At 72.2% G+C, this 14,349-nt stretch carries 14 protein-coding genes and 1 riboswitch; of the genes, 10 read left to right on the forward strand and 4 right to left on the reverse strand.

The genetic code is table 11. The features are described 5' to 3' along the window. Positions 1-60: 60 nt before the first annotated feature. From ACBJ59_RS46685 to ACBJ59_RS46695, 3 genes are read left to right on the forward strand one after another with little or no spacing between them, the layout of a single operon-like run. Positions 61-2,106 (forward strand): N-acetylneuraminate synthase family protein, encoded by a 2,046-nt coding sequence (locus ACBJ59_RS46685; RefSeq protein WP_375116520.1) that lies wholly within the window; start codon positions 61-63, stop codon positions 2,104-2,106. Positions 2,107-2,131: 25 nt separating this feature from the next. Then, positions 2,132-3,112, forward strand: coding sequence for a glycosyltransferase family 2 protein (locus ACBJ59_RS46690; protein ID WP_375116521.1), 981 nt, complete (start codon positions 2,132-2,134; stop codon positions 3,110-3,112). Further along, positions 3,113-4,348, forward strand: a complete 1,236-nt coding sequence (locus ACBJ59_RS46695; protein WP_375116522.1) for a polysialyltransferase family glycosyltransferase — start codon at positions 3,113-3,115, stop codon at positions 4,346-4,348. On the opposite strand, the gene ACBJ59_RS46700 is transcribed toward ACBJ59_RS46695, so the two are convergent. Together ACBJ59_RS46700 and ACBJ59_RS46705 are read right to left on the reverse strand one after the other, a co-directional pair. Further along, the gene (locus ACBJ59_RS46700; RefSeq protein WP_375116523.1) at positions 4,332-5,498 is read right to left on the reverse strand and encodes a DUF6716 putative glycosyltransferase; all 1,167 of its coding nucleotides are present in this window, start codon (positions 5,496-5,498) and stop codon (positions 4,332-4,334) included. The two genes, ACBJ59_RS46695 and ACBJ59_RS46700, sit on opposite strands and share 17 nt — an antisense overlap. Continuing rightward, entirely contained in the window at positions 5,495-6,439 is a 945-nt protein-coding gene (locus ACBJ59_RS46705) for a hypothetical protein (protein WP_375116524.1), read from the reverse strand. Before ACBJ59_RS46705 ends, ACBJ59_RS46700 begins: the two co-directional genes overlap by 4 nt. Positions 6,440-6,537: 98 nt before the next feature. Here ACBJ59_RS46705 and ACBJ59_RS46710 point away from each other — a divergent pair, with 98 nt between their 5' ends. From ACBJ59_RS46710 to ACBJ59_RS46720, 3 genes are all read left to right on the forward strand, one after another. Beyond that, complete coding sequence (locus tag ACBJ59_RS46710; protein ID WP_375116525.1) at positions 6,538-7,359, forward strand: aldo/keto reductase; 822 nt, start codon at positions 6,538-6,540, stop codon at positions 7,357-7,359. Between the two features lie 90 nt (positions 7,360-7,449). Beyond that, positions 7,450-8,403, forward strand: coding sequence for a Gfo/Idh/MocA family protein (locus ACBJ59_RS46715; protein ID WP_375116526.1), 954 nt, complete (start codon positions 7,450-7,452; stop codon positions 8,401-8,403). Between the two features lie 117 nt (positions 8,404-8,520). After that, positions 8,521-8,658: riboswitch (cyclic di-AMP (ydaO/yuaA leader) on the forward strand. Positions 8,659-8,670: 12 nt separating this feature from the next. Continuing rightward, entirely contained in the window at positions 8,671-9,375 is a 705-nt protein-coding gene (locus ACBJ59_RS46720; RefSeq protein WP_375116527.1) for a CHAP domain-containing protein, read from the forward strand. A 216-nt stretch (positions 9,376-9,591) separates the two neighbouring features. On the opposite strand, the gene ACBJ59_RS46725 is transcribed toward ACBJ59_RS46720, so the two are convergent. Together ACBJ59_RS46725 and ACBJ59_RS46730 are read right to left on the reverse strand one after the other, a co-directional pair. Next, positions 9,592-9,888 carry a hypothetical protein gene (locus tag ACBJ59_RS46725; RefSeq protein ID WP_375116528.1) on the reverse strand — a complete coding sequence of 99 codons (297 nt, stop codon included), beginning with the start codon at positions 9,886-9,888 and terminating at the stop codon, positions 9,592-9,594. 293 nt (positions 9,889-10,181) lie between these two features. Continuing rightward, complete coding sequence (locus tag ACBJ59_RS46730; RefSeq protein ID WP_375116529.1) at positions 10,182-11,000, reverse strand: alpha/beta fold hydrolase; 819 nt, start codon at positions 10,998-11,000, stop codon at positions 10,182-10,184. A 58-nt stretch (positions 11,001-11,058) separates the two neighbouring features. Between ACBJ59_RS46730 and ACBJ59_RS46735 the strand changes: the two genes are divergently transcribed. The 4 genes from ACBJ59_RS46735 to ACBJ59_RS46750 all read left to right on the forward strand — a co-directional run bounded on the left by ACBJ59_RS46735 (position 11,059) and on the right by ACBJ59_RS46750 (position 14,328). Further along, positions 11,059-11,922, forward strand: coding sequence for a LysR family transcriptional regulator (locus ACBJ59_RS46735; RefSeq protein ID WP_375116530.1), 864 nt, complete (start codon positions 11,059-11,061; stop codon positions 11,920-11,922). Between the two features lie 196 nt (positions 11,923-12,118). Next, positions 12,119-12,550, forward strand: a complete 432-nt coding sequence (locus tag ACBJ59_RS46740; RefSeq protein WP_375116578.1) for a YciI family protein — start codon at positions 12,119-12,121, stop codon at positions 12,548-12,550. Positions 12,551-12,619: 69 nt separating this feature from the next. After that, a complete protein-coding gene (locus tag ACBJ59_RS46745; RefSeq protein ID WP_375116531.1) occupies positions 12,620-13,870 on the forward strand; it encodes an RNA polymerase sigma factor in 1,251 nt (416 codons plus the stop codon). An 8-nt stretch (positions 13,871-13,878) separates the two neighbouring features. Then, on the forward strand, positions 13,879-14,328 hold the full coding sequence (locus ACBJ59_RS46750; protein WP_375116532.1) for a GNAT family N-acetyltransferase: 450 nt from the start codon (positions 13,879-13,881) through the stop codon (positions 14,326-14,328). The last annotated feature ends 21 nt before the right edge of the window (positions 14,329-14,349 follow it).

Genomic DNA, 14,349 nt, shown 5'->3' on the forward strand with positions numbered 1-14,349 from the left:
GGCCGTTCAATCCAGCCCTCTAGCTTCTGGGTGCAATCCGATGCACTGAGGAGACACACCTTGCGAGTCCTGGCCGTAGTTCCCGCCCGCGGAGGTTCGGCGGGCGTACCCCTGAAGAACCTCGCCCTGGTGGGGGGCGTCCCGTTGGTCACCCGGGCGGTGCGGGCCTGCCTGCGCGCCGAGCTGGTGGACCAGGTCGTGGTCAGCACCGACCACGACGGGATCGCCGAGACCGCCAGGGAGGCGGGCGCGATCGTGGTGGAGCGCCCGGCGGAGCTGAGCGGCGCGACCGCCTCCAGCGAGTCCGCGGTGCTGCACGCGCTCGACGCCCTGGGCGAGGACCCTGAGGTCGTCGTGCTGGTGCAGGCCACCAGCGCGTTCATCGACCCCGACGACCTGTCGGCGGCGGTGCGCAAGGTGCTCGACGGCGAGGCCGACTCCGTCGTGTCCGGGCTGCCCACGCACGAGTTCCTGTGGACGGCGACCGGCGGCGGCATCAACCACGACCCGGCCGTCAGGCAGCGCCGTCAGGACCGCGCGCCGGAGTTCCGCGAGAACGGCGCCTTCTACGTCATGCGCACCGCCGGCCTGCGCGAGCACGGCCACCGCTTCTTCGGCGAGATCGCCGTCCAGCCGGTGCCCACCAAGCACGCCATCGAGATCGACAACCCGGAGGACCTGGAGCTCGTGCGCGCGCTCGCCCCGTTCATCGACACGCCCGAGCCGATCGACGTGGACGCCGTCATCACCGACTTCGACGGCGTGCACACCGACGACCGCGCCTACGTCGACTCCGACGGCCGCGAGATGGTGCTGGTCAACCGCTCCGACGGCATGGGCGTCGCGCTGCTCAAGCGGTCCGGCGTGAAGGTGCTGGTCATGTCCACCGAGCAGAACCCGGTGGTGGCCGCCCGCGCCCGCAAGCTCGGCGTGCCCGTGCTGCAGGGGCTGGCCGACAAGCGGACCGTGCTGCGCGACTGGCTGAGCATCGAGGGCCTCGACCCGGCCCGCGTGGCCTACGTCGGCAACGACGTCAACGACCTGGGCCCGATGGCGGAGGTCGGCTGGCCGGTCGCCACCCCCGACGCGCACCCGCGGGTGCGCGCCGCCGCCCGCGTGGTGCTGACCAGGCCCGGCGGTTCCGGCGCGGTGCGCGAGCTGTGCGACCGGGTGGTGGCCGCCCGGCCCGAGCTGCCCGCCGCGCCCGCCTCGGAGATCCGCACGCGGCCCCGCCTCGGCCCGGTGGCGATCGGCGAGGTGATGGTGGGCCACGGCGAGCCGGTGTACGTCATCGGCGAGATCGGCATCAACCACAACGGCGACCTCGACCTGGCCAGGCAGCTCATCGACGTGGCGGCCGACGCCGGCTGCCAGGCGGTCAAGTTCCAGAAGCGCACCCCCGCGATCTGCGTGCCCGAGGAGCAGAAGGGCCAGATCAGGCAGACGCCGTGGGGCGAGATGACGTACCTGGAGTACAAGGAGCGCACCGAGTTCGGCCGGGACGAGTACCGGCAGATCGCTAAATACTGCGACGAGCGCGGGCTGCACTGGTTCGCCTCGCCGTGGGACGTGCCGTCGGTGGAGTTCCTGGAGGAGATGGACGTCCTGGTGCACAAGGTGGCCTCGGCCAGCGTGGCCGACCACGAGCTGCTGCGCGCCCTGGCCGCCACCGGCAAGCCGATCATGCTCTCGACCGGCATGTCCACGCTGTCGGAGATCGACGCGGCCGTCGAGATCCTCGGCACCGAGAAGCTGATCATGATGCACGCGACGTCCACGTACCCGCTGCCTCCCGAGGAGGCGAACCTGCGGACGATCACCACGCTCAAGGAGCGGTACGGTGTCCCCGTAGGCTATTCCGGGCACGAGCGCGGTCTGCAGATCTCCCTGGCCGCCGTCACGCTCGGAGCGGTCTGCGTGGAGCGGCACATCACCCTCGACCGGACGATGTGGGGCTCCGACCACGCCGCCTCGCTGGAGCCGTCCGGGCTGGAGCACCTGGTCCGCGACATCCGCATCATCGAGCAGGCCATGGGCGACGGCGTCAAGCGCGTCTTCCCCGGCGAGGAGGCTCCGAAGGCCCGCCTGCGCCGGGTGACCGTCTGACCGTTCCCATCAGGAGAAACGCACATTGATCACGCTCTCGGTCGTCGTGCCCGTACGGGACGGCGAGCGCTTCATCGCCGACGCGCTCACCTCCCTGTCCCGCAACGCGCGCCACGACTTCGAGTTCATCGTCGTGAACGACGGGTCCGTGGACGCCACGGGGGACATCATCGACGACTTCGCCGGTGACCTCCCCGGGCTGACCGTGGTCCGCAACCCCGCTCCGGTGGGGCTGGCGGACGCGCGCAACACGGGCCTGTCGGCCGCGACGGGCCGGTACGTCACGTTCATGGACGGTGACGACTGGCTCGCCCCCGGCTACCTGACGCGGCTCGTCGAGGCGATCGACGGGCTCGGCTGCGACTTCGTACGCGCCGACCACGTGCAGGTCGAGGGCCGTAAACGGGTCGTGCACCGCGCTCCGCTGGCGCGGCGGGGCGTGGTGCTCGATCCCCGCGACGCCATCCTGCCCGCGAGCGTGCGGACCATGGTGGACTACCCGTACGCGTGGGCGGGGATCTACCGCCGCTCCCTGGGCGACCTGCTGCACTTCCCCGGCTCCCTGCACACCGCGGAGGACCGGCCGTGGATCTGGCGGCTGCACCGGGAGGCGGCCTCGTTCGCGGTGGTGTCGCTGGCCGGGGTGTTCTACCGGCGGTTGGTGTCCGGCTCGCTGACGCAGGTGGGCGACGAGCGCCAGCTGCATTTCTTCGACGCGTTCGAGCTGGTCCTGAAGGACCTGGAGCCGGAGTTCCTGCCCAAGGCGGCCCGCAACTTCTGCGCCCTGCTCGCCCACCACCTGGAGATCGGCGACCGGTTCACCCCGGCGCTGCGGGCCCGCTTCGAGGAACGCGGCGCGCAGATGGTGCGGGTGCTGCCGCCGGAGCTGGTGGCCGAGTCGGTGGCGCGGATGTCCGTCGAACGCGAGGCCACGTTGCGGGCCCTGGTGCCCGACCTGCCCCCAAGCCAGCACGTCCGGGTCCGCCGTGACCGGGAGGAGTCCTAGGTGAAGCTCTTCTACGCCTCAACCCTGTTCGGGGCGATGTCGCTGGCGGCCGCGATCGACGACGGCCGCTTCGGCGACGGCCGCCGCGTGCTCGTCGTGTCCACCAACGCGGCCATCCCCGAGGTGGCCACGCCGCTGGACAAGACGCCCGGCTTCGCCGTGCTGCGCTCGCGCTTCGACGAGGTGCACTCGTGGAACGAGCTCATCGCGCCGCTGCACCCGTCGGACTGGCGGGCGCGCGTCATCGAGGTGCCGATGATGGAGCGCCTCATCAGCTCCCACTGGGGCCTGGAGGGCGTCGAGGAGCTGGTGCTGGAGTCGATCGCGGTGCCGCCGGCCCGCACGATCGCGGGGCTGGTGCGCGACTGCCCGATCACGGTCTACTCCGACGGGCTGATGAGCTACGGCCCCACCCGCGACCCGCTGCCCGCGGAGATCTTCCGCCGCATCGGCCGCCTGATCCACCTGGACCTGGTGCCGGGGCTGAAGCCGCTGCTGCTCAGCGAGTACGGCGTCGCCCCCGAGATCCTGCCCGACGAGCGGTTCCTGTCGATCGTGCACGAGGTCACCGCCACCGCCCCCGACATGCTGGCCGGGCAGGCGATCATCCTCGGCCAGTACCTGTCGGCGCTGGAGATCGTCACGCCGGAGGAGGAGGCGGGGCTGCACGAGACGATGCTCAAGGCCCTGGCCGCCCGCGGCTGCACCAACGTCGTCTTCAAGCCGCACCCGGCCGCCGGGCGGCGGCACGCCCAGCTCCTGCGCGCCGCCGCCGGCTCGTTAGGGGTGCGCCTGTCGGTGGCCGGGGAGAGCGTGCCGGCCGAGGTTTGCTTCGCGGCGCTGCGGCCCGAGCTGGTCGTGGGCTGCTTCTCCACCGGGCTGGTGACCGCGCAGCGCTACTTCGGGCTGCCGGTGGCGTCGTACGGCGCGGACCTGGTGCTGGAGCGGCTGACCCCGTACGAGAACAGCAACCGAATCCCGGCCACGATCGTGGACGCGCTGCTGCCCCGGCTGACGGCGGAGGGCGGCCTCGACCGCCCGCCGGTCACGGACCTGCCGGCGCTGGTGCGGGCGGTGGGCTACTGCATGCAGGCCGACACCTACCCGGACCTGCGGCCGGACAGCATCGACTTCGATCCGCGCTACTTCAAGCGCAAGCGCCTGGAGACGCTGGGCTTCGCCGACAAGCCCAGCGCCCTCACCAGGATCCGCAGGAAGATCAGGTCAGCGATCTGAGGTAGCGGCGCATGCGGCGCTTGGCCTTGTATCCCGCCCGGAGCATCTTGGGCGGCACCTCCACCCGGAGGCGGGCCCTGCGCCGCCCCGCCGCGTGCTCCGGCCCGTCGAGCAGCGACCTGGCGGGCACCCGCGGCCTGGCGATCGCCAGCCCGGTCAGCAGCCCCGCCCAGTCGTTGCGCTCGGCCGGGTGGAAGTAGTTGGCCGCGCACCAGGCCGGCGAGGCGTCGTGGAAGCCGCCCGCGGCCAGCTCGTCGAGCGTGCCGAGCAGGTCGCTGCCCTCGAACACCAGGTTGATCATCTCGGCGCTCACGCCGAAGTCGCTCAGCACCAGGGACGGCACGCCCATGGCGATGGCCTCCAGCGCCGCCGTCGAGCTCACCGTGACGAACCCGGCCGCCCGCTCCAGCTGGTCGTGCATCGAGCCGGCCTCGAACGCCAGCCGGCCCGGCTCGCCCATCTCCCGCCACAGCCGCTGGTAGTGGTGGCGCTCGTTGTGCGTCTGCCGCTCGTCCTCCAGCGCGCGCAGCTTGACCACCACGTCCAGGTCCGGCCGCCGCCCGGCCAGCTCGGCCAGCGACTGCAGGATCCGCTCGCGCTGCTCCCGCTCGCGCGGCACCTTGGCCTGGGTGGCGAAGACCACCCGGTTGCCGCCCCGCGAGGTCAGCTCGGGCCGCAGGAACGGCAGCCGGGCCAGGCCCACCGCCCCTCCCCCGCCGAGCCGGGCGGCGATCTCGGAGAACTCGGCCACCTCCCGCTCGCTGTGCACCACGAACAGGTCGCAGCCGCTGCGGAACAACCATGCCTTCTCCGTCGCCGGCACCGAGATGCCCGGCAGCCCGCTGGCGAACACCGGCCGCGGGCGCAGCCCGTTGAGCACCTCGGCCACCAGCACGTCCACCACCGGGCCCGTGCAGGCCACCAGGATGACGTCGGGCTGCGTCCGCTCGGCCAGCCGCCGCACGGAGCGCGCGGACAGCACCGGCGGCGCCTCCCGCCCGCCCACTGCGGCGGCGATCTGCTCCGGCGAGGGGGCGATCGGGGTGCGCACCACGACCAGCTCTGTCACGCAGCCCGAAGGCAGGTCACCGAGCAGGCAGGCCGCCCATTTCAGATACGAGTCGGAGTCGGCGACCGCCAACACTCTCACCCGGACACTCCAGTCAAATGTGATCGCAGGGCGGGGGCCGCCCTGCTGGTCCACCAGTCATCGGGAACGTCCACGGGCTCGACGGCGACACCGCGCGGGCTGAGCAGCACCCGCAGCGAGGTGATCGCGGTCGAGGGAAGGCTGAGCACGCGCTGCCCGGCGTCCAGCCCGCGCAGCGTCAGCTCGGCGGGCACGCCGGCGTCGTGGACGGTGATGCCGGGGCGCTCCCGGATCAGCGCGACGTCCACGGGGTCCTCGCGGCGGTGCGGGTAGTAGGCCAGCGGCTCGCGCGCGGCCAGGTCCGTCAGCCAGCGCAGGTAGTGGTCGCGGTGCACCAGGCCGTTGCGGACGAGCGAGGTGCCGAGCACGACCGTGCGCTCGGCGGGGCCCTCGGCGCTGAGCGGCTGGGCGCGCAACCAGGCGAAGTCGTGGCGGACGAGGTCGACCCCGGCGCGGCGGACGGCCTCCTCGAGCTTGTCGTCCACGGACAGGGCGGTGAAGACCGACACCTTGCTCATGCGCAGCCGGAGCGCGGCCGCCACGCCCAGCGCGGCACGCAGCCGGGTGGGCTGGGCGCGGGCGCGCAGCAGCGGGCGGTACGGGCCGGCGGCGAGCAGCTCCAGCAGCCGGAGCGTGGCCAGCCCGTCGTCCACGATGACGATGTGGCCGGGCCTGGAGGTGAGCCAGCGCAGCTGGACCTTGCCGGAGAAGGCGTCTCCGACCGCCTGCACGCGCCTGGGCATGCGCTCGCGCGGCTCGGCCAGCTCGAGGCCCTCCGGGAGCCCCAGGGCGCGCAGCTCGCGCCGCGTGGCCTTCAGGGGCCGCAGGCCCGCACGTGGCACAATGGCCGTCGCGGGTCCGAGGAGCCCGGCGTGGTGGGCCTCGACGGCGCACAGCATCTGGAGCGGGGACTCCACCCAGGCCGACGCCTGTTCGACCACTCCTTGCCCTCCCAGCGGGGTGATGGCCCGTTCACGACCGCTTCAAGCTAGCCCCACCGGCTTAAGCCCTCAGAAACGCGACGTGAACAATGGAGGGTATGAATTCGCTCATGCTCAACAGCGACGGCGTGCAGATCCCGCAGCTCGGGTACGGCGTCTGGCAGGTACCGGCCGACGAGGCCGAGCACGCGGTCGCGACCGCGCTCAAAGCGGGCTACCGGCACGTCGACACCGCCGCGGCCTACGGCAACGAGGAGGGCGTGGGGCGGGCCGTGCTCGCGAGCGGGCTGCCCCGCGAGAAGGTATTCGTGACCACGAAGCTGTGGAACGGCGACCACGCCCGCGCGGAGGCGGCCTTCGACGAGTGCCTGACCCGGCTGGGCCTCGACCACGTAGATCTTTTCCTCATCCACTGGCCGGTGCCGAAGCAGGACAAGTACGTGCAGGCGTGGAAGGCGATGGAGAAGATCTACCGTGACGGCCGGGCCAGGGCCATCGGCACGTCCAACTTCACCGTCGACACGCTCACCCGGCTCATGGACGAGACCGACATCACCCCGGCCATCAACCAGATCGAGCTCCACCCCTACCTGCAGCAGCGGGAGATGCGGGCCTTCCACGAGGCCAACGGCATCCTCACCGAGGCGTGGAGCCCGCTCGGGCAGGGCAAGGGGCTGCTCGCGGACCCGGCGCTGGCGGTGCTGTCGGAGAAGTACGGCAAGACGCCCGCGCAGATCGTGCTCCGGTGGCACCTGCAGCTCGGCAACGTGGTCATCCCCAAGTCCGTGACGCCCGCGCGGATCGCCGAGAACATCGACGTGTTCAGCTTCATCCTCGACGCCGAGGACATGGCGGCCATCGGCGCGATGAACAGGAGCAGGCGCATCGGCCCCGATCCCGAGACTTTCAACATGACGTGAGTGACCGGAGTGGCTCATGTGACGTAAAGGAATTACCGTTACATGACGCCGCCATAAGTCACCTTTTACCATCCGGATACGATCTGCCGCGTGCAAGATTTCACATGGGGAATTGCGGCGACCGGCGGCATCGCGCGTACCGTGGGGGCCGCCATCGTGGCGGAGCCCGGGATGCGGGTGGCCGCCGTCGGATCCAGGAACCTCGCCAGGGCGCAGGCCCTGGCCACGACTTTGGGGGCGGAGTCGGCGTACGGCTCTTATGAGCAGCTGTGCGCCGACCCGGCGGTGGACGCGATCTACGTCGCGACGCCGCACGCGCAGCACCTGCGGGTGGCCGAGGCCGCCATCGCCGCGGGCAAGGCCGTGCTCTGCGAGAAGCCGCTGGCGGCGACCGTGGACGACGCGGAGAAGATGGTGCGCCTGGCGCGCGAGGCGGGCGTGTTCCTGATGGAGGCCATGTGGATGAGGTTCAACCCCCTCGTCCGGCGGATCGCGACCGACCCGCGCTTCGGCGAGATCCGCTCCGTGCAGGCCAGCTTCGGCTTCGCCCTGCCGTACGACCCGGCGCACCGGCTGTGGGCGCCGGAGCTGGGCGGCGGCGCGCTGCTCGACCTGGGGATCTACCCGTTCGGCCTGGCCCAGCTCCTCCTGGGCATGCCCGCTGACCTGCGCATCACCGGCTCCCTGGCCCCGAACGGGGTGGACGCGGAGGCGGCCGGCGTATTGCTCTACCCCGGTGGCAGGCATGCTCTCGTGGCCACCTCATTGCTGGGGAATTACCCTAACCAGGCCAGTGTTGTAGGTACTCAGATGCGGGCGGACATCCAGGCGCCGTTCTGGGCCCCGCAGCGGATCCTGCTCACCGGGCCCTCCATGGAGCCGGAAGAGCACGTGCTCGATCCGGCGGACAACGGATACGCCGGAGAGCTCCGCGAAGTCCGCGCCGCCACGGCCGAAGGCAGGACCGAATCCTCGATCATGCCGCTTGACGAATCCCTTGCCATGATGGGGCTTCTGGCCGACGCACGCAGGCAACTTGCCTAGCCGCGCTTTTATGGATTTGTAATCCTCTTGCCTCATGTATTACCTTATGGGGCAACTTGAGGCATACGTCCGGTTTGTCCGGCTATGTCTGACCATCGCACGACAAATCACAGGATCGCCCTGTGACCGCTGAATCCGCGTCCGCGCGGAACCGGGGACCCATGTCCTTTGGGGTGAATCGGCACTCCGGTGCCGTAGGGCAGCTTCCACGCCCGAACCCGTCAGCTAACCCGGTAAGCGGCATGGAAGCAAGGAGTAACCCCCTCGATGGCCAAGCACCGTATTTCCGCTGCCTCGAAGACCACCATCGCCCGCGCCGTCCTCGGCGCCACCGTCATCGCCTCGGCCCTCGGCGCCAACGCCGTAGCCGCCAATGCCGACACCGCCACCGGCGTCGCCGCGGCCACCGCCGCCAGGCACCCGGACACCGCCATCGCCGCCCACAAGGCCGGCGACAGGGTGGAGGAGACCAAGGTCAACGTCACCGCGGACCAGGTCCTCGCCCTCGCCAGGGCCCAGGTCGGCACCTCCGAGAACGCCTACGGCGGCGGCACCAAGTACCAGCAGTGGTACGCCGCCTCCAAGCGCGCCGCCGAGACCGTCGCCCGTGACGGCGGCAACCGCGCCGCGTACCTGAACGCCGCCTGGTGCTCGATGTTCGTCTCCTGGGTCGGCGAGCAGACCGGCGCCCGCCCGCAGGTCGGCTGGGACGCCTACACCGTCGCCCACGCCAAGTGGTTCGCCGCCAACCACCGCTTCGGCACCGTCGCCAAGCCCGGCGCCGTGGTCTTCTTCTCCTGGGACGGCGGCAAGAGCCTCAGCGACATCCAGCACGTCGGGTTCGTCGTGAAGGACAACCAGAACGGCACCATCTCCACGATCGAGGGCAACACCGGCAACGGCCGGGTCGAGGAGCGCATCCGTCCGAAGTCCCAGGTCGTCGGCTACGGCTACCCGCAGTACCGCGCCTGACGGACTCCGGCCGAGGGGGTTCCCCCGCCTTCCCTGAACGCGACGAGCGCGCGTCCCCGAACGGGACGCGCGCTCGTCGCGTTTCCCGGCTTCCCCCGGCGATGCCGATGCCCGTCATGAGCGTGCCGGGCACCGGTCCTCGGCGTGGCGGCATGCTCACCAGCACCCCTGCTCAGGCTCCGGCGGGCCTCGCGATGACCCGCGGCGCTCCCCGCGTCACAGCCCGTCGGCCGCCGTGAAGGCGTCGCGCTGGATGGCATGCAGCTCGGCGTACGGGCCGGGGCGGGCGACGAGGTCGTCGTGGGTGCCACGCTGGACGACCCGGCCGCCGTCGAGCACGACGATCAGGTCCGCCGTCCGCACCGTGGGGAAGCGGTGGGTGACCAGCAGCGTGACGGTCCCGGGGTGGCGGCGGGCGGCCTCGGCGTAGCGGGCGAAGACGGCGCTCTCGGCCGGGGCGTCGAGGGAGGCGGTCGGCTCGTCCAGCACCAGCAGGAGCGGGGCCTCCCGCATCGAGCAACGCGATCAGCGGCGCGGCGCCGCCGTGGGAGACCAGCCGGCCGAGCGGCACCGTGCCGAGCGGGCCCAGCGTCGCCGCGCCCGCACCGAACAGGCCGAACGGCACCAGGCGGCGGGGCCCGGCCAGCGGCAGCAGGCGGCGGGGCCCGGCCAGCGGCAGCAGGCCGGCGAGACTGACGGCCCTCACGCCAATCCAATGCGATCACATTGGTATGCCATGTGCCTGACGGTAACCCCGCCGCGCTCGGCGGGTCAAACCGATGCGGGCACATCGGGATAAGCCCGGCTCACTCCAGGAAGAACGCGGCCAGCGCCCCGGCGACCCCGTCCGGGTCGTTCTCCATCGGGATGTGACCCGCCTTCGGGATGCGCACCAGCCTGGTGGCGGGCATCTCGGCGGCGAACCGCTCGGCCTGCCGCACCTGCTGGAACTGGTCGTCCTCACCCCAGACCAGTAGCTTCGGCGTACGGTCGGCCCGCAGCGCCGGGACCAGGTCGAGCGTGTAACGGCTGTCGGCCGCGCCCGCCAGGGCCAGCCACGACCGGCAGACCCGCGGGTCGGTCCAGGGGTCGAGGTAGTCGGCCAGCTCCTCCTCCGTCGCCGGACGGGCCAGCGCGGCACCTACGGCGATGCGGCGCGCGGCCAGCACGTCCTCGGCGGTCGTCGCGGCGGCCACCGCCGGGTCGCGGTAGCGGGCCACCGCGGCCACCGGCCAGGAGTCGTACGTGACCGAGTTGACCAGCGCCAGCCTGCGCACCCGCACCGGCCCCGCGGCCAGCAGGTGCTGCGCGACCGCGCCCCCGATGTCGTGCCCGGCCACGGCCACCGGCTCCTCCGCCCCCACCGCCGCCGCGAAGCGGGCCACCCACTCCGCCAGCGCCGGAACGGCCGCCGTCTCGACCGTCAACTCCCCCTCCGAGCGCCCCAGACCGGGCAGGTCGACCGCGACCGGCCGCAGCCCGGCCGCGGCCAGCCGGTCGATCACGGGCGCCCAGACCCGGCTCCAGTACGTGCCGTGCAGCAGCAGCACCATCGGGCCCCGCTCCCCGGCCGTCAGATAGCCGGCCCGCCGCCCGTCTACGTCAATCGTCTCTCGCGTGGTCATGGCATAACCATCGTGTTCTGCTCCAGCCCCGGTCAAATACCAACTAGGGTATGTCGGCATGACATTGGCGCAGCTCAGAGTGCTCGTCGCGGTCGCCGACCACGCCGGCTTCACCACCGCCGCCGACCACCTCGGCATGTCCCAGCCCGCCGTCAGCCGCGCCGTCGCCACGCTGGAGCGCGAGCTCGGGGCGACCCTGTTCGTCCGCCACCGCGACGGCATCGCCCTCACCGAGGCCGGCCGCCGCGCGCTCGCCCGGGCCCGCGAGGCGCTGCGGCACTTCGACCTCATCCGCGCCGACGTGGCCGCCGCCAACGGCCAGATCACCGGCGAACTGCGCCTGGCCAGCCTGCCCAGTGCCACCGGCACGATCGTGGCGAAGCTGCTGCGCGCCTTCACCGACCGCTACCCGCAGGTCCGGGTGCGCCTGTTCGAGGGCGTGGACGACGACATCCGCGACTGGCTGCACCGCGGCGCCGCCGAGATCGGCGTCGTCACCCTGCCCGCCCCCGGCCTGCACACCACGCACCTCAGCACCCACGACATGGTGGCCGTGCTGCCGGCCGGGCACCCGCTGGCCGCCCACCCGGTCGTGCGCCTGCCCGACCTGGCCGGCCAGCCGTTCATCCTGACCACCGCCGGCTGCCGGCCGCTGATCACCGGCGCGGCGACGGGAGAGGGGGTGCGGCTGGACATCGCCCTCGAGGCGAGCGGGCCCGCCGCCATCCTGGAGATGGTCGGCGCCGGCCTGGGGGTCAGCATCGTGCCCACGCTGGGCCTGCCCGCCGACCTCGGCTCGGTGGTCACCCGGCCCCTGGAGCCGGCGATGACCCGAACGCTGGCCCTCGCCGTCCCGTCGCCGGAGGACTGCGCGCCCACGGCGCGCGCTTTCCTGGACGAGCTGGCCGCCTTTACACTGTAGATTTATTACGGACGGGAGCCGTTCGAGACCTGACTCGAGTACGTTCTGGACGGCATCGCGGCCCGGGCTCGGCGGGAAACAACGCGGAACAACGCGCCGGGAGCGTGTCGATCCGCGGCGCGGCCGTTCGACGCGTCGGGTGAGGGCGGCTCCCGGGGCCGCCACGGAAGCGGAGGAGAGCACAGCGGTGAAGTTCATGATCGTGGGCAAGGGCAGCGCGGAGACCGAGGCCGGGGTCCTGCCCAGCCAGGAGCTCGTGGACAACATGCACGCCTACAACGAGTCCCTGGCCAAGGCCGGGGTGCTGCTGGCCGGCGAGGGCCTCTACCCCAGCTCGCAGGGGGCGCAGATCGCCTACAGCGGTGGCCGGGCGAGCGTGATCGACGGGCCGTTCACCGAGGCGAAGGAGTTGATCGCGGGCTTCTGGCTGATCCAGGTCAAGTCGCGCGAGGAGGCCATCGAGTGGGCCCTGCGGATTCCGGTGCCGCCGGGGCACGACGGGATCGGGCTGGACGTGTGGCGGGTGTTCGACGCCTCGGACGTACCGGACGACTCGATGCCCGCCGAGGAGCGCGAGCGCGAGGAGGCGCTGCGCCAGCGGCTCGGCGTGGACGACCCCGGCGCCTGACCCCCTGGCGCCTGACCCCCTGACCGGACCGGGTTGCGACGGCGGGCGCGGGGCTGGTCTCATGGGCCCGTGACGGCTTCCGACACCCATCGCGCGATCGAAGCGGTCTGGCGCATCGAGGCGGCCCGGCTCATCGCCGGGCTCGCCGGTATGGTGCGCGACGTCGGCCTGGCCGAGGAGCTGGCGCAGGACGCGCTGGTCGCCGCCCTGGAGCAGTGGCCCGCGTCCGGCGTGCCGCGCAACCCCGGCGCCTGGCTGATGACCGTGTCCAAGCGCCGCGCCATCGACCTGATCCGCAGGAACGAACGCCTCCAGCGCAATCTCGCCGAGCTCGGCCACCGCCTCGACCTGGAGGAGGAGCTGCCCGAGGTCGACGAGATCGAGGACGACCTGCTGCGGCTGGTGTTCACCGCGTGCCACCCCGCGCTGTCGGTGGAGGCGCGGGTGGCGCTGACGCTGCGCGTGCTCGGCGGCCTGACCACCGACGAGATCGCGCGGGCGTTCCTGGTCTCGGAGTCCACCGTGGCCCAGCGCATCGTCCGCGCCAAGCGCACCCTGGCCGACCAGCGGATCCCGTTCGAGGTGCCGCAGGGCGCGGAGCTGGCCGGCCGCCTGTCGTCCGTGCTGGAGGTCATCTACCTCATCTTCAACGAGGGCTACTCGGCGACCGCCGGTGACGACTGGATGCGCCCCGCGCTGTGCGAGGACGCGCTCCGGCTGGGCCGCGTGCTGGCCGGCCTGATGCCCAAGGAGCCCGAGGTGCACGGCCTGGTCTCGCTCATGGAGATCCAGGCGTCGCGCTCGGCCGCCCGCGTGGGCCCGTCCGGCGAGCCCATACTCCTGCTGGAGCAGAACCGCGCCCGCTGGGACCGGCTGCTCATCGGTCGCGGGCTGGCCGCGCTCGACCGGGCCGAGGAGCTGGCCGGCACGCCCGGGCCGTACACCCTGCAGGCGGCCATCGCCGCCTGTCACGCCCGCGCCGTCGACGCGGAGGACACCGACTGGGTGCGGATCGCGAGCCTGTACGAGTCGCTGGCCCGGATGTCCCGCTCCCCGGTCGTGGAGCTCAACCGGGCGGTGGCCCTGTCGATGGCGTACGGGCCGGCGACCGGGCTGGAGCTCCTCGACCAGATCGTGGACGAGCCGACGCTCAAGGACTATCACCTGCTGCCCAGCGTGCGCGGTGACCTGCTGTTCAAGCTGGGGCGGATGGAGGAGGCCAGGTCGGAGTTCGAGCGGGCGGCGGGCATGACCCGCAACGCCCGCGAACGCGCCCTCCTGGAGGAGCGTGCCGCGGCGGCGAAACCCCCGGAGCTGTGAGGAGACCCGTGCCACCACGACTCGAAGAGATCACCCCAGGCAACCTCTCCGCCGCCCTCGGCATCAAGGTGAGCCCGGAGCAGGAGGCGTTCGTCGCCCCGGTGATGGCCTCGCTCGCCGAGGCGTACGCCGCCCGCCACACCGCCTGGCCCCGCCTGGTCCGCGACGGGGAGCGGGCCGTGGCGTTCGTCATGGGCAACTTCGACCCCGGCAACGAGATCGGCGCCTTCCGCTGCGGCATCTGGCGCCTCAACGTGGCCGCCGGGGAGCAGGGCAAGGGCTACGGCCGCTTCGCCGTGCGGGCCGTGTGCGAGGAGGCCCGGCGGCGCGGCCATCGGCGCGTCACGGTCCTGTGGGAGCGCGGCACGGGCGGGCCCGAGCGGTTCTACCTGCGGCTCGGTTTCAAGCCGACGGGTGAGGTGCTGTACGGCGAGACGGTGGGCGAGCTGCTCCTGTGACCCTTGGATCGATGTGTCGGA

The organism is Nonomuraea sp. MTCD27 (assembly GCF_041950495.1).
Taxonomy (GTDB): domain Bacteria; phylum Actinomycetota; class Actinomycetes; order Streptosporangiales; family Streptosporangiaceae; genus Nonomuraea.

Coding starts and splice junctions, on each gene's coding strand:
- ACBJ59_RS46730 (WP_375116529.1), bottom strand. CDS start 11,000: ATGACCACGCGAGAGACGATTGACGTAGACGGGCGGCGGGCCGGCTAT.
- ACBJ59_RS46740 (WP_375116578.1), top strand. CDS start 12,119: ATGATCGTGGGCAAGGGCAGCGCGGAGACCGAGGCCGGGGTCCTGCCC.
- ACBJ59_RS46720 (WP_375116527.1), top strand. CDS start 8,671: ATGGCCAAGCACCGTATTTCCGCTGCCTCGAAGACCACCATCGCCCGC.
- ACBJ59_RS46710 (WP_375116525.1), top strand. CDS start 6,538: ATGAATTCGCTCATGCTCAACAGCGACGGCGTGCAGATCCCGCAGCTC.
- ACBJ59_RS46725 (WP_375116528.1), bottom strand. CDS start 9,888: ATGCGGGAGGCCCCGCTCCTGCTGGTGCTGGACGAGCCGACCGCCTCC.
- ACBJ59_RS46735 (WP_375116530.1), top strand. CDS start 11,059: ATGACATTGGCGCAGCTCAGAGTGCTCGTCGCGGTCGCCGACCACGCC.